Source organism: Eisenbergiella sp. OF01-20 (genome assembly GCF_003478085.1).
Taxonomy (GTDB): Bacteria; Bacillota; Clostridia; order Lachnospirales; family Lachnospiraceae; genus Eisenbergiella.
Map to the genome: position 1 here is coordinate 51825 of NZ_QUES01000022.1, position 14739 is coordinate 66563.

The 14739-nt window shown below is 51.2% G+C and carries 13 protein-coding genes; 8 read left to right on the top strand and 5 right to left on the bottom strand.

The window, feature by feature from the left end:
• Position 1: 1 nt before the first annotated feature.
• From DXA36_RS21465 to DXA36_RS21480, 4 genes are all read left to right on the top strand, one after another.
• A complete protein-coding gene (locus tag DXA36_RS21465; RefSeq protein ID WP_118681503.1) occupies positions 2 to 958 on the top strand; it encodes a uroporphyrinogen decarboxylase family protein in 957 nt (318 codons plus the stop codon).
• 34 nt (positions 959 to 992) lie between these two features.
• Complete coding sequence (locus tag DXA36_RS21470) at positions 993 to 2267, top strand: L-cysteine desulfidase family protein (RefSeq protein WP_118681504.1); 1275 nt, start codon at positions 993 to 995, stop codon at positions 2265 to 2267.
• 334 nt (positions 2268 to 2601) lie between these two features.
• Positions 2602 to 3516 carry a nucleoside hydrolase gene (locus DXA36_RS21475; protein ID WP_118681505.1) on the top strand — a complete coding sequence of 305 codons (915 nt, stop codon included), beginning with the start codon at positions 2602 to 2604 and terminating at the stop codon, positions 3514 to 3516.
• A gap of 57 nt (positions 3517 to 3573) precedes the next feature.
• Positions 3574 to 4461: a ribokinase gene (locus DXA36_RS21480; RefSeq protein WP_118681506.1), complete on the top strand. Its 888-nt coding sequence runs from the start codon at positions 3574 to 3576 to the stop codon at positions 4459 to 4461.
• A 61-nt stretch (positions 4462 to 4522) separates the two neighbouring features.
• On the opposite strand, the gene DXA36_RS34075 is transcribed toward DXA36_RS21480, so the two are convergent.
• The 3 genes from DXA36_RS34075 to DXA36_RS34085 form a co-directional block, all read right to left on the bottom strand.
• Positions 4523 to 4699 carry a hypothetical protein gene (locus tag DXA36_RS34075; protein ID WP_330425083.1) on the bottom strand — a complete coding sequence of 59 codons (177 nt, stop codon included), beginning with the start codon at positions 4697 to 4699 and terminating at the stop codon, positions 4523 to 4525.
• Positions 4680 to 4838, bottom strand: a complete 159-nt coding sequence (locus tag DXA36_RS34080) for a hypothetical protein (protein ID WP_330425084.1) — start codon at positions 4836 to 4838, stop codon at positions 4680 to 4682. Before DXA36_RS34080 ends, DXA36_RS34075 begins: the two co-directional genes overlap by 20 nt.
• Before the next feature lie 125 nt (positions 4839 to 4963).
• Complete coding sequence (locus DXA36_RS34085) at positions 4964 to 5878, bottom strand: AraC family transcriptional regulator (protein ID WP_182479200.1); 915 nt, start codon at positions 5876 to 5878, stop codon at positions 4964 to 4966.
• A 299-nt stretch (positions 5879 to 6177) separates the two neighbouring features.
• Here DXA36_RS34085 and DXA36_RS21495 point away from each other — a divergent pair, with 299 nt between their 5' ends.
• The 3 genes from DXA36_RS21495 to DXA36_RS21500 all read left to right on the top strand — a co-directional run bounded on the left by DXA36_RS21495 (position 6178) and on the right by DXA36_RS21500 (position 10214).
• Positions 6178 to 8526: a glycoside hydrolase family 31 protein gene (locus DXA36_RS21495; protein ID WP_118681508.1), complete on the top strand. Its 2349-nt coding sequence runs from the start codon at positions 6178 to 6180 to the stop codon at positions 8524 to 8526.
• 72 nt (positions 8527 to 8598) lie between these two features.
• Positions 8599 to 8733: a hypothetical protein gene (locus DXA36_RS33885; RefSeq protein ID WP_279221559.1), complete on the top strand. Its 135-nt coding sequence runs from the start codon at positions 8599 to 8601 to the stop codon at positions 8731 to 8733.
• On the top strand, positions 8727 to 10214 hold the full coding sequence (locus tag DXA36_RS21500; protein ID WP_243114706.1) for a glycoside hydrolase family 28 protein: 1488 nt from the start codon (positions 8727 to 8729) through the stop codon (positions 10212 to 10214). The genes DXA36_RS33885 and DXA36_RS21500 overlap by 7 nt, the downstream gene beginning before the upstream one ends.
• A 23-nt stretch (positions 10215 to 10237) precedes the next feature.
• Here DXA36_RS21500 and DXA36_RS21505 read toward each other — a convergent pair whose 3' ends face one another.
• Complete coding sequence (locus tag DXA36_RS21505; RefSeq protein WP_118681509.1) at positions 10238 to 11254, bottom strand: hypothetical protein; 1017 nt, start codon at positions 11252 to 11254, stop codon at positions 10238 to 10240.
• Between the two features lie 335 nt (positions 11255 to 11589).
• Positions 11590 to 13512 (bottom strand): sensor histidine kinase, encoded by a 1923-nt coding sequence (locus tag DXA36_RS21515; protein ID WP_182479201.1) that lies wholly within the window; start codon positions 13510 to 13512, stop codon positions 11590 to 11592.
• Between the two features lie 209 nt (positions 13513 to 13721).
• On the opposite strand from DXA36_RS21515, the gene DXA36_RS21520 reads away from it, so the two are divergent.
• Entirely contained in the window at positions 13722 to 14663 is a 942-nt protein-coding gene (locus DXA36_RS21520; protein WP_118681512.1) for an ABC transporter permease, read from the top strand.
• Positions 14664 to 14739 lie beyond the last annotated feature (76 nt).

The following is a 14739-nucleotide window of genomic DNA, read 5'->3' on the forward strand; positions in this document are numbered from 1 at the left end:
TATGAATAAAAAAGAGAGAGTCCTGTCCGCATTGGAAAACCGGGAAACGGATTATGTCCCGGCTGCATTCTGGTTTCATTTCCCCGCAGACAGGGCGGAGGGCCAGGCTTGTGTGGATGCCCATCTGCAATGGTACCGGGATACGGATCAGGATTTTATCAAAATCATGTGTGACGGCTATTTTGGCTATCCCAATGAGACGCTGGAGAAGCTGGAGGAGGTGTCACAGCTTTATGAGATGAAACCTCTGGGGGCGGATCATCCCTTTATCCGGGAACAAATCGCGCGTGCGGCGGCTATCGTAAAGGCTGTGGACGGGGAATGCTGTGTTTTCTATAATGTATTCTGTCCTCTGTCCTTTTTCCGGCTGCAGACGAGCTGGGAAAAAATGATGGCATGCATGAAGGCGGATCCGGAAGCCATGAAGTATGCCTGCAGCGTAATTGCCCGGGATGCAAAAGCGCTGGTGAAGGGCCTGATCGAAGAGGCCGGCTGTGACGGCATCTATTATTGTGTGCAGAACGCGGAAACCTTCCGTTTTACGGCAGAAGAGTACCGCCGCCAGGTTACACCCTCCGATAAGGAGGTGCTCGACTATGCCAATACCCTGAGCGCGCATAATATCCTTCATTGCTGCGGCTGGGGCGGAGATAAGAACCGGGTGGAGGTATGGCAGGACTATGAAGCCGCTGCCATCAACTGGGCTGTTTATGTGGAGGATATGGATATCCCTTCAGGCAGACAGTTTTTTGGGGGAAGACCGGCTCTGGGCGGCTTTGATAACCGGAAGGAAGGCATCCTTTATTCCGGAAGTGAGGAGGAGATCCGTAAGGCGGCCAGAGCGTTAATAGAAACCTGCGGCAGGAAGGGATTCCTTCTGGGTGCGGACTGCACGATCCCTTCCGACCTGCCGGCGGAACATATCCGGTGGGTGCTGGATACGGCCAGAAGTATGTAAGCGGAGGCGTGAGCGGCGGAAAAGGAAGGAAAGCATGGAACGGGATAGCAGTATATATAAGGAATACCTGTGTATTCTGGAGCGGGAGCTGGTGCCCGCCCTTGGATGTACGGAGCCTATAGCGATAGCTTATGCGGCGGCACTTGCCGCCGAGGTACTGGGAAAACGGCCGGATACAATCCGGGTGGAGGCCAGCGGGAATATCATTAAGAATGTGAAAAGTGTGATTGTGCCGGGCACCGGCGGCATGAAAGGAATACAGACGGCTGCCGCGGCGGGTATTATAGCAGGCAGTCCGCAGCGGAAGCTGGAGCTGCTGGAGGAACTGGACGCGGCGGATCGGCAGGCAATCCGGGAATATATGGAGAACACAGAGATCCGGATAGAGAAGGCCGGGGGCAGCCGTACCTTTGATCTGACGGTGACCGTGTGGGCGAAGGAAGAGGAAGCAAAGGTGCGGATTGCAGATTCCCACACGAATGTGGTTCGGATAGAAAAGGACGGGCAGATTCTCCGGGGAGAGGAAACGCCCGGCCCGGAAACGGAGCCGGAGGAGGGAACGTCCCCGCTGTCTATGGAAGGCATTGTGGATTTTGCCATGACGGCCGATACCGCGGATGTGAAGGAGCTGCTGGAGCGGCAGATCCGATACAACATGGCGATCGCGGAAGAAGGGATGAAGAATGACTACGGCGCCAATGTGGGGAAGGTACTTCTGGCGGCTTACGGGGATGATGTAAAAATCCGTGCCAGGGCCAAGGCTGCGGCGGGATCGGATGCCAGGATGAACGGCTGTGAGCTGCCTGTGGTTATCAATTCCGGCAGCGGAAACCAGGGGATCACCGTTTCCGTTCCGGTAATTGAATACGCGGCGGAGCTGGAGGCCGGCAGAGAGAAGCTTTACCGTGCGCTTCTTATTTCCAATCTGACCGCCATCCATCTGAAGGAAGGCATCGGAAGGCTGTCCGCCTACTGCGGGGCGGTCAGCGCCGGTACGGGGGCGGGAGCCGGGATTGCTTACCTCATGGGAGGCGGTTATGAAGAAATTGTCCATACCGTCGTCAATACGCTGGCTAATGTGTCGGGGATTGTATGCGATGGGGCGAAGGCCTCCTGCGCCGCCAAGATCGCATCCGCTGTGGATGCCGGAATCCTGGGCTGTTATATGTACCGCAGCGGACAGGAATTCGTGGGCGGGGACGGCATAGTAAAAAAAGGTGTGGAATCCACCATTGCCAACGTAGCCCGGCTGGGACGTGACGGCATGCGGGAAACGGATCGGGAGATCCTGGATATGATGCTGGCGTAAAGGCAGCGTCGGCGCAGAAGTCTGTTGCCATGGATTGGGGAAAGCAGGAGTTCGGGTCGGTCGGAACGGTTAAGCCGCTGTGTAACGGTTCCGGCCTGTCTGTCCGGTCAGGAAATGACAAAATCCGGTACAGGAAGTCATAAATTTTAAATGACAAGCAGGAAGATAGCTTATATAATATATGGGTAAGTAATAGGTAACCGTTCGGACCTGTCTGAACGGTTATTGTAATATAGTGGTGCGGAGGAAGGCAGGGAATGGAAACGACCCGCAGACTCCGGTTGGAGTGCGGCTTTGTCCGCATATGCGCAGGGGAGCGCAGAGGGGAGAAGAAATGAATAGTGATTCAGGTTTATTAAGCCGCCTTAACAAGCCGGCAGGTCCTGTAGACGTTGTGCTGGATACGGATACCTACAATGAGATCGATGACCAGTATGCGTTATCGTATCTTATGAAATCAGGTGATAAGCTGCAGGTAAAGGCTATTTATGCAGCGCCCTTTTATAATGAGAAATCAACAGGGCCTGCGGATGGGATGGAAAAGAGCTACCAGGAAATTATGCACATACTGACGTTGCTGGATAAGGAGGAATATAAGGATCAGGTCTATAAAGGATCCGCAGGATATCTGCCGGACGAACAGACTCCGGTGGATTCTGCCGCCGCCCGTCACCTGGCGGATCTGGCAATGGGATATACGCCCGAAAAGCCTCTGTATGTGGTGGCTATCGGCGCCATTACCAATGTGGCTTCCGCCCTTCTTATGCGCCCGGAAATCACAGACAGGATGGTTCTTGTCTGGCTGGGAGGACATGCCCTGGAATGGCCGGATAATAAAGAATTCAATCTGTTTCAGGATGTGGCGGCAGCGCGGGTGGTATTCGGCTGCGGCGTGGCGCTGGTGCAGCTGCCCTGTATGGGCGTAGTATCCTCTTTTGCCACAGGTGCCGGAGAGCTGGAAATGTTCCTGCGTGGCAAAAACAAGCTTTGCGACTATCTTGTGGATTATACGGAAAAAGAGGGGGCCGCAGGCAGCAAAAACAGCTGCTGGACCAGAGTGATATGGGACGTGACGGCAGTGGCCTGGCTGCTGGATGGGGAATTCATGGAGGATAAGCTGATACCCAGCCCTATTCCCCAGTACGATCATCATTACAGCTTTGATCCTACCAGACATTTTATCCGGTATGTGTACCATATTAACCGGGATAACCTGTTTGCGGATTTGTTCCGGAAGTTAGCAGAATAAAGGAGAAGGGGACAGGCTGGAAATTCCAGGTTTCCAGTCCTGGGGATTGGTGTTATTATGAAAATTCTGAATTTTGGCTCACTTAATATAGATAAGGTATATAAGGTCCCTCACTTTGTAAGGCCGGGGGAGACCATTTCTTCCCGGAGCTATGAAAGCTTTCCCGGCGGGAAGGGGTTAAACCAGTCCATAGCCGTTTCCCGGGCGGGAGCGGCTGTTTTCCATGCAGGGACCATCGGAAAGGACGGGCTTTTCCTGAAGGAAATACTGGAGCGCAGCGGTGCGGATACCCGCTATCTCAGAGAATGCGGAGAGGTTACCGGACATGCGCTTATCCAGGTATCAGAGGAAGGGGAGAACTGCATCATCCTGTTTAACGGAAGCAATTATGAAAATGACAGGGGATTTATGGATGAGGTACTAAAGGATTTTTCCAAAGGGGATATCCTTCTCTTACAGAATGAAATCAGCAATCTGGATTATCTTCTGCAAAGAGGGAAAGAGAAGGGAATGCGGATCATGCTGAACCCTTCTCCTATGGACGGGCATCTGAAAGAAATGGATTTGTCGGGGGTTACCTGGCTGATGCTGAATGAAACGGAAGGAAATGAGATCACCGGGGAAAAAGAGGCTTCCCGTATTGCGGAAACACTGCTGGCACGCTATCCCCATATGAATATCATCCTCACCCTGGGAAAAGAGGGTGCTTTGTTCCGGAGTGGTGAAAAGGAGTTCCGGCAGCCCTGCTTTCCTGCGAGGACGGCGGATACCACAGCGGCAGGGGATACCTTTACCGGTTACTTTATCGCCGCCCTTTCTTTCGGAAAAACGCAGGAGGAGGCTATGAGGCTTGCAGCCTGTGCGGCTGCGGTTACGGTATCCCGGGAAGGGGCGGCGGTTTCCATACCGGTAATGGCGGATGTGGAGGCCAGTATAAATAAGTAACGAAAAGTTCGCGGCGTGGAAAGGCCATGCGGCAGCTGCCAACTTTGCGTAAGTAAGCAGCTTACAGCGGCAAATCCTTCTTATGGAAGGATACAATGCCTCCTCCATATAACACAATGGCGGTGCCGGTCATGATCAGGCACCGCAGGGGCACATTCTCCCTGCCGTCCACGATATCTTTGCCGGGAAACAGGCCCTCGCAGGTGCGCGCCACCTCCTCAAATAAATGGGAGGACATAAAAATGGTTGTCCCTTTCTTTTTTTCTTCTATAATCTATAATAAGAACGATGAACCGGTTCTGCATCAGAGGAACCAGACCGCTGGTGGGTTCATCCAGAATAACAATTCCCGGGTTTCCCATAAATGCATTTATCATTCCCAGCTTCTGTTTTATCCCCTTTGACATCTTCCGTACTTTGCCGGAAGGATCCAGCTCCAGCAGATCGGCCGGTTCCTTCAGCCGGTTTCTGTCCCGTATCCCTTTTATATCCGCAAGGAAGTTCAGAAGTCCCCGGCCGGGTTAAAGTTTACTTTCAGTCTGGCGGATTGACTGGAATTTACAACCCCCTTTTGGTAGGCTTTTGGAGTGATGCCGTATTTTTGTTTGAAGAGACGGATGAAATGGCTGATATTGTCCAGCCCTGTTTTCTGGGCTGCTTCCGTTACGGTGCATCCGGAAGCGAGGTGGACGCAGGCGGCTTCCAGTTTCAGGTCGGTGAGGAAACGGGCGGGTGTGGTATGGGTATATTTTTTGAAAAGTCTGGTAAAGTAGCCTTCGGATAACCCGGCAGTATCGGCAAGGCAGGGGATGGTGAGTTTTTCATCCAGATGGAGGTACATATAGCGGATGCTTTGTTTGATATAGCGGATGCATCGGGCATGTTCGTCGGGGGCGGAGGGGAGGAGGCGGTTTTCTGCAAGCAGGGCGGAGAGGAGGGAAAAGTAAAGGGATGCCAGGTGAAAGGCCATGGCTTCGTCGGACGGGGGCTTCATTTGGGACATTTGGCATACGGCGGGGAACAGCCTGCCATAGGCGGGATCCCCGGGGGAAAGCAGGGAGGGAAAGGAGAGTTCTCCTTCCATAAGCTTGCGTGCGGCGGAGAAGAAGGGGGTATCGTGGAGAAATTGGAAGCAGTCGGTACGCAGGAGGATATGGCAGACATCTCCGGGCTGGCGGACGCTGGTTGCGTGGAGTTCATAGGGATTTACGAACATGATATCCCCTTGCTGGAAGGGATGGCGGTTTCCGTCGATCTCCAGGCATCCGGGTACGGAAGGGAGTATGATTTCCAGTTCTTCGTGCCAGTGGATGGGGACATGGGGGCCGGGGGTTTTTACGTGAAGAGGATAGATGTAAAAGGGGATGTCCCTTATGGGACGGGTTCCGACTTCCTGGTATTGTAAAAAGATATTCATAAGGCAGCCTCCTGTCGGGTATTGGATAAGGGATTCCGGAAACGGTTTTTGGGATGTGGCCATGGGGTCTTCCGTCACAGACGTAAATAGTAGGTGATGTCAGAATTATACTATTTTTCTATAGGAAAGTGCAAGAAAAACGGATGAGAAAATGGTAATATGAATAATATTGGTTACTGTTCAGACAGGTCTGCGCATGTACTTTGCAGACCGTAAGAAATCGTGTTGGCACCGTCCGTCCGGTAACTATCGTAACGGCCGGAAGGAGAACCGGAGAGAAAAGGAAGAAGGGGACTACTATGCTTGAGGTTGTGAAAAGAAAACAGGATGTGGTGGAAGGAATATACAGACAGGACAGCGGTTTGTTTCTGCAGACGCGTAAGGGCCTTCTGCGTCTGAAACCCCTAAACCCATCCATTGTGCGTGTTACTTATACGCAGAGGGATGCGGTTGCAGGGACCTGCGGGGTTGGCATTCTGGAAGAGCAGGATTGGGACGGCTGGGAGTATGAAGAGCAGGAAACAAAAGTGCTTCTGCATACGGAGAAGCTGGTTCTGGAGGTGGATAAAAGGACGGGCAGTATCCGTTATCTGGAAAAGGGCGGCCGCCTGCTTCTGGCAGAGAGGGAGGAAAACAGCAGGGAGCTGGAGGAATTTGATTCTTATAAAACAGTGATCGATGAAAATACAAAGGTGGAAGAGGTGGAAACCGCGGACGGGATAAAGCGGGTCATCAGGGAAGCCGGTTCGGTATTTGACAGGAAGCTGTATCATACCCGTCTCCATTTGAAGTGGCAGGAGTCGGAGCGGCTGTACGGGTTGGGGCAGGCAGAGGAAGGGCTTCTGAATCTGCGGGGGAGCGTGCAGTATCTGCATCAGGCCAACCTGAAAATCGCTATTCCTTTCCTGGTGTCCAGCAATGGTTACGGAATTCTTCTTTCCACGGGAAGCACGGCTATATTCCAGGATACCCAGTATGGATCGTATCTGTATACGGAAGCGGATGAAGAGATGGATTACTATTTTATTGCCGGAGAATCCATGGATGCGATCATCAAAGGCTACCGGCTTCTTACGGGGAAAGCGGTCATGCTGCCCAGATGGGCCTATGGCTTCATCCAGTCCCAGGAACGGTATGAAAGCCAGGAGGAGATTCTGGAAGTCGCCCGGGAATTCAGGGAAAGGGGCTTCGGGCTGGATGCGCTTGTGCTGGACTGGTGTTCCTGGGAGGACGGCATGTGGGGGCAGAAGAGCTTTGATACGTCCCGTTTCCCGGATCCGGAAGCGATGACAAAGGCGCTGCATGAGATGGATGTGCATTTCATGCTGTCTATCTGGCCGAATATGAGCAAGAGCACCAGGGACTATGGAGAATTCCTGGAAAAGAAGCTTTTGCTGCCCGCCAGTGAAATCTATGACGCCTTTGATGAAAAGGCCAGGGAGCTTTACTGGAAACAGGTACAGGAAGGGCTTTTCCGCCATGGCGTGGATGCCTGGTGGTGTGATTCCAGTGAGCCCTTCACTCCGGAATGGGCCAGAAAAGTGAAACCCGGGCCGGAAGAAATGTATACCGCTTTTGTGCGGGATGCGGGGAAGTATATACCAGCACAACATGTGAACGCTTACGGGCTGTTTCATGCCAGGACAATCTATGAGGGGCAGAGAGCGGTTACGGATGAAAAAAGGGTGGTAAACCTGACCCGGAATGCCTATGTGGGCGGACAGCGTTACGGGGTGATTCTCTGGTCCGGTGATATTTATGCATCCTGGGAAACGCTGCAAAAGCAGATAGCGGCGGGACTGAATTTCTGTGCCAGCGGCTTTCCCTACTGGACGCTGGATATCGGCGCTTTCTTTGTCAAAAAGGGGGAACCCTGGTTCTGGAACGGGGACTATGAAGAAGGGCTTTCGGATCTGGGGTACCGCGAGCTATTTGTGAGATGGTTCCAATATGGGGCATTCCTGCCCGTGTTCCGAAGCCACGGAACAGACGTGAGACGGGAGCCATGGCTGTTCGACAGCCGGGAAGCGGGTTTCTATGATGCGCTTTGCTCTGCCGTCTCCCTGCGCTACCGCCTGCTTCCTTACATTTATTCCTGGGCGTACCGGGTGTGGAAGGAGGACAAAACCTTCCTTCGTATGCTGGCTTTTGATTTCCTGCAGGATGAACAAGCTTTGGATATTGCGGATCAATATATGTTCGGGGAGAGTATCCTGGTGTGTCCCGTAACAGAACCTATGTATTACGGAACCGGATCCCGGGCGCTTGTCGGAATACCTGAAACGAGAACCGTATATCTGCCGGAGGGCTGTGACTGGTATGATTTTTATACCGGGGAACGGTACGGGGGAGGACAATATGTGGAAGCGGATGCGCCGCTGTCCCGGATTCCGTTGTTCATAAGAGCAGGAAGCATCCTTCCCATGACGGAAGCGGTGCAGAATACGGCACGTGCGGCAGAGGCGGAGGTGGAATACCACGTTTATGCAGGGGCGGACTGCCGGTTTACGTTATATCAGGACAGCGGCGACGGTTATGGTTATGAACGGGGCGAGTATACACTTACGGAGCTTGTCTGGGAGGATGAGAGGAAAATGCTTTTTGGCAATGGGATGCAGCAGACGGAACGTGTGGTGGTGCATAGTTAGTATCCTTCCTAAACGATTACTATGGATTGTAGTCAGTGGCTTAACGGAAAAAAGGGAACAGGGAGAAGGGGAATGGAACTTGTGATATTAATGCTGACCGCGGGAAGTGCTGTGGTGGAAATCAGATGCGGCTGCATTTACAGCCTGGAGGAAGAGTATACGCTTCTTCTCAATGGAAAACATGGGGAACCGCACAAAAAGTGGTAACCTCTTTGTTCGGGCTGTGTCCCGACAGGGATTACCGGCTTCAGCTTGCCGGGGCGGACGGGAGGATTCGGGGAGAGGTATGCTTTCATACGGAAGCGGAAGCCGCCGTCCTGAATGTGCGGGATTTCGGGGCTTCGGGAGACGGAGAGCAGGACGACACCGTATTTATCCAGGCCGCGGTTATGGCATGTCCCAAGTCAGGCAGGGTACGGATCCCTCGGGGGAAATACCGTGTGACCAGTCTGTTTTTAAAAAGTGACCTGAATCTGGAGCTGGAGGAAGGGGCGCTCCTTCTCTATGACGGGCGGCCGGGCCGGCTGCCCGTCCTGCCCGGACACTTTTCCGGTGAGGGGGCGGAGTCCTTTTCTCTGGGCAGCTGGGAAGGGGAAGCCGCCGATATGTACGCGGCCCTTTTTACAGGCTGCGGGGTGGAAAATGTAAATCTGTACGGAAGGGGATGCATACAGGGCGGGGCTTCTATGGATAACTGGTGGAAACAGGAGAACCGGCAAAGTACGCCTCACCGTCCGAGGATGCTGTATCTGACGCGCTGTACGAATATCCGGGTGCATGGGCTTCATTTTTCCATGTGCCCCAGTTGGTGTATCCATCCTTGTTTTTGCAGGGATCTTGGCTTTTATGATATCGAAATCAGGAATCCGGAGAATTCTCCTAATACGGACGGGCTGAATCCCGAATCCTGCGAGTGCGTGGATATTGCAGGCTGTCATTTTTCGCTGGGGGATGACTGCATTGCCATAAAATCCGGAAAAGGGAAGCGGGCGCAGGATAAGCCTGTACCCGGCTGTCATATTACGATCCGCCAGTGCTTTATGGAAAACGGTCATGGAGGGGTTACGATCGGCAGTGAAATCAGTTCCGGCATCCATCATGTGACTGTGCGTGACTGCCGTTTCCGGCATACCGACAGAGGACTTCGGATTAAGACAAGACGGGGCCGGGGGAAAGCCTGTGTGGTGGATGATGTCCTTTTTGAAAACATATGCATGGAGGAGGTGGAGACGCCCTTTGTGCTGAACTGTTATTATTCCTGTGAACCGGACGGACGTTCGGATTATGTGCAGTCGAAGGAAGCTCTTCCTGTGGATGCGCGCACGCCCTGCGTGGGAAATCTGGTTTTCCGGCATATCTATTGTACGGATTGTCATATCGCCGGGGCTTTCTTCTATGGGCTGCCGGAGAAGAAAATCAAGTCAATCACCATGGAAGATGTACGGATCCGTTACGCAGCGTTTGCCAGGGCAGGACTGCCTGCCATGATGTGCGGGATACCGGAAATGCGGCGGACGGGTTTATTTTTCCGTAATGTGGAACGGCTGAACCTTTCCGGGATAGATATCCGGGGACAGGAAACGGAGGCCGTGGATGCGGTTAATGTGGATATCATCATCCGGGAGGATGGACCACAGACAGGAGGAACTACAGTAAGACCTGTTTATGCAGATATTTTAATGAAATGACAAACCAGGCCGTTTAAAGGCTTTTATCCCTCTAAGAGATTATAAACGGCTTCTCTGGTATATTCCGGATGGTCCTTCACTAATTCATAGATCGGCTCAATGACGGTTTCCGGCTCTTCCAGTTCTTCCGCAATGACGGTAAGTGCTTTCCCCTTACGCATTTTTTTCTGGACTATGGAAATCAGCATAAGTCTTTCTCCTTCGTTACGGCCTTCCTTCAAACCTTCTTCTCTTATTTCCAATAATGCAGTACACATATCATAACCACCCTTTCTATTCCGGTAATTTTTCCGTTCCTCTTCTCCCAAATTTTCCATTCCGATAAATACCTCCAGTAAATCACATTCCTCGGCAGTCAGATTTTCAAAATGTTCTGCATGGCTGTGGACGTAACTCTGCAGCATCCCTTTATCCGCAGCAAAAGGAAGTAACTCAAAAACAGTTCCCAGCCCTGTTTTAAAATGCTCCGGCCTCACATTCCAGGCATGTATCAGATTCATCGGGAAATCAGGGCATAAAGCTCTCATATCTTCGTATCCTTCCGGGAATTGAAGGATATCGTGGAGTCTGGTGCCTCCGTCCCAAGGAGTTTCCCCATGATAAAAGGTGATGCATATTACCGGATGCAGCCTGTCCTGCTTTGCAAAGCCGCTCAGGTATTCGCTTCCCGTCCTGAGATCATGCATTTTACGATGGGAGTCTGTTATTTGCTCCTTTTGCTGCAAATAGGCCAGCGCCGTATCAAGCATATTGCGTAAGGGCATTGTATAATCTGTCTGTGTCTGGTTTTCATCCATAAGCAGCAGATAATCTTCGCCGGTTCCTGCCGCATATATCACGTCCGGTATCCGTTCCAGGCTGATTTCCTTTCGCCTGTTATCGCAGCCGGAAAAACCCAGAACCTCCGGCTTTCCCCGCAGCATACCGGGTATGAGCCGCTGTCTGCCCTGAAACAGACCTCCGTTAATCAGATCACAGAAAAAAGCCGGCCGTCTGAGCAGCTGTTTTCCTTTTACGTTCCTTCCTTTCTTTTTAAGCAAGATATGCCTCCTTTGACTGTGCCGACCCGTTTACTTAATACGAATCCGGCAGGAATTATGAATACTGTCTCACAGGAAAGGCTCCCGGACAGCAGATGAGAGTGATTGGCACAGCAGAACCTGTGCCGAAAATTAAGAACAGTAATGTTTTTGTAATTGTTTTTTCTTATAATAAAGGATTTCGGACGGCGGAACAATTGGCAAAATGACGTTTTTACGAAGAATATTTCTTATAAAAAGGCTCTTAAACCGCATGAATACGGCATTTTTTCCTGTCAAAAGGAATTTTCCCACACCCGCTTTCCCCTCCCCGGCCGGTGGAGGCCGTTTCTGCATTATTTTGCAGGGATGGTCCCGCTTCGTTCCTCCATGACGGTCCGGTTCATGCGCTCCTCCAGCTGTACCGGAAGACGCTTCGGGAAAACAAGGCTCAGGGAAAAGCCGGTACCGTCGGCAGGTATGGAAGGGTTCATGGAGCTGTCGCTGCCGAATACGATTTTCAGCCGGTTATTGATATTGGTGAGCGCGAAGCCCCCTTCCTTTGGCATATTCGACGGTTCCGCGGATTCGGATGCACGGCGGTTATCCGCATACATATTGCCGGAGAGTTTAATCCGCAGGGCTTCCAGATTTTCCGGGGATATACACAGACCGTTGTCCGATACCTCCAGGCAGATATATTCCACCTCATTTTTAACAAAGGAGCTTCCTATGATGGTAAAAAGATTATCATCCCGTGCCGGATCGATTCCGTGGACGAAATAATTTTCGATCAGCGGCTGGAGCGTATTTTTCGGCAGGCCATAGGGTAACAGCCCGGAGGGGACATCAAATTCATATTCAAAGTTCCGGAACCGGTACTGATACAGAACCATAAAATTTTCACAGGCTTCCAGCTCCGCGCCGATGGAGACATACATGCTGCGGTTGGTCTGGGAACGGTAGATTTTGGAAAGCAGAAGTATCATCTGGGACGCGTCCGCATTTTTGCCCTGGGTCAGCTGCACCCGGATGATTTCCAGGGTATTATACAGGAAATGAGGGTTGATGCTGGTCTGCAGGGCATATAAATCCGATTTTTTCTGCTGCAGTTCATAGATATAGGACTTTTCCACGTTTTCCTGCAGGGCATCGCACATATGGTTAAAGCCGGATATGATTTGGGAAAATTCATCCTGTCCTCTGGTGGACGGGATCCGGTAGGATAAATTGGTGGCTCCGATATGCTTCATGCCTTCCCGGATGCTGTTTACCTTTTTATTCCCGAGAAAACAGGTAACCAGATACATACAGAGTGATACCAGAAAAAGGCAGACGGATAAAATAAAAATCAGGGACAGCGTGTAGTTGGCAGGCAGGCTGTTTTCCGGAATCTGGTAGTAGGCACAAAAGGCGTGGTTTTTATTGGGAAGGGAGGATACATAATAACGGTTCCCTTCCAGGGACAGCAGGGCGGGAAATGAGCCGGAATCCGAAACCGGGATATCTGCATCCGAAACCACAGTCGGCAGGGATGAGGCGAGGTTCTGGTTCGAGCTGAAAAGAATCCGGTTATCGGGACCGGTGATGAGGAAGGTACTGTCTTCGTCCAGTGGATAACGGTTCAGCACGCCGGTCAGCTCTGATGTGGAATACAGGGCTATCAGGGAACCGATGGGTTCCTTTGCGCTGCGGAACAGGGTTCCGGTCAGACCGTAAATATGGGCAGAAGGCTTTGGGATCCCGTTTTCCGTAAAACTTTCCGAAAGCCATTCATCCGGCAGCAGCTGTCTTGTAAAGGGTTCCAGTTGGGAAAAACTGTCCGGCGTCCGGGACAGGTAGGTAAGGGAGGATACACGGCTGTAATAATAAAGATGTCCTTCTTCGGAAGAATACAGAAGAAAACCGGTCAGGTAATTGTCGTTTTGCACAATGGAATGCAGCACGGAGATAACACTGCTTCTGATAGCCGGCGTTATCTCTTCATAATCACGCGCTTCCAGAAGGCGGCAGACAGATTCGTCGCATCGGGTGGTGCCTCCGGTGATTTTAAGCGCAATCCCATTGGGAAAATCGATGATTTTGTTCGCAAAGGTTTCCGAAATGCTCTGCAGCGCATAATCATAATTCTTAAAATACCGGGCCTTTTCATAACGCTGCGCCATACTCCCCGCAATCATGGCGCTGAACAGGGAAAAAACACCCAATATGATGACGCTCAACAGGAACATGCTTGTGTAGAAGCCTTTGGGTAACAGTAATTTCCGTAATTTCTGCATAGCCGCCTCCTTGGTTCTTTTTTTCATTAAAACAGATCTGCCCATCCCTTGCAAGCATGGAAGGGGGAATACTGGCACTTTTCACCAGTTAGTTGCAATTATTTCAAAAACTTAAAATAAGTACTATATACAATGTAAACACTTACACCCCATAATAGAGACAGGAAGAGCGACAACAGTGAAATAGGATTAGGGGGTATCCAGAGAAAATGAGCAAAAATAACCAAAAAGTAAAAGCAGGAGTCAACCCGAGAAAAAAAGCCGGTTTTCGTCTGTTTCTGCTGACCACACCTATATTGATAGGAATTTTTATTTTTTCCTACCTGCCCCTGCTGGGGTGGATTTATGCCTTTTTTGATTACAAACCGGGCCTGTCCATCTGGGACTGCACGTTTACCGGTTGGAAGTGGTTTACCATGCCTTTTGCCAACCCCGTCCTGCGTTCACAGTTCGGAAGGGTTATGGCCAATACGCTGGGAATTAATTTCCTGTATCTGCTCGCTATGATACTGCCGATGTTTTTTGCGGTTTTCCTCATGGAAATCCCGTCCAAACGCTATCGGAAGGCGGTGCAGACGCTGACCACCATACCGAATTTTATCAGCTGGGTCCTGGTTTATTCCGCGTTTTATTCCCTCCTGTCCACGGAAGGTCTTTTAAATAATCTGCTGGTGGGTATGGGAATCCTGGAATCCCCGGTAAACTATCTGGCAAGCAGCAGCCATATGTGGCTTAAGATGCTGGGGTATCATCTTTGGAAAGGGCTGGGCTGGGGAGCTATTGTTTATATCAGTGCCATTACCTCCATTGATGCGGAAATCTATGAAGCAGCAAATATTGACGGGGCCGGCCGGTTTGCCAAAATCAGACACATTACCATCCCCCACCTGATTCCCACCTTCTTCGTTATGTTTATCCTGCAAATCGGAAATATCATCAACAACGGAATCGATCAGTATCTGGTATTTTCCAATGCCATGAATCAGGATTTTATAGAAGTGCTTGACCTGTATGTTTACAGAAACGGCCTGGTACAGGGGAATATCTCCTATGCCACCGCGATCGGCATGTGGAAATCCATCATCAGTCTGGTTCTTGTATTCGGGGCGAACAAGCTGTCGAAGAAAATCAGGGGCACCGCCCTTTTCTAGGATTTTGCCTGAAAAGGGACAAGACGGCACCACACAAGCCGCAGGCGCATTATCGTTTCTTGGGTAAATCCGGAAA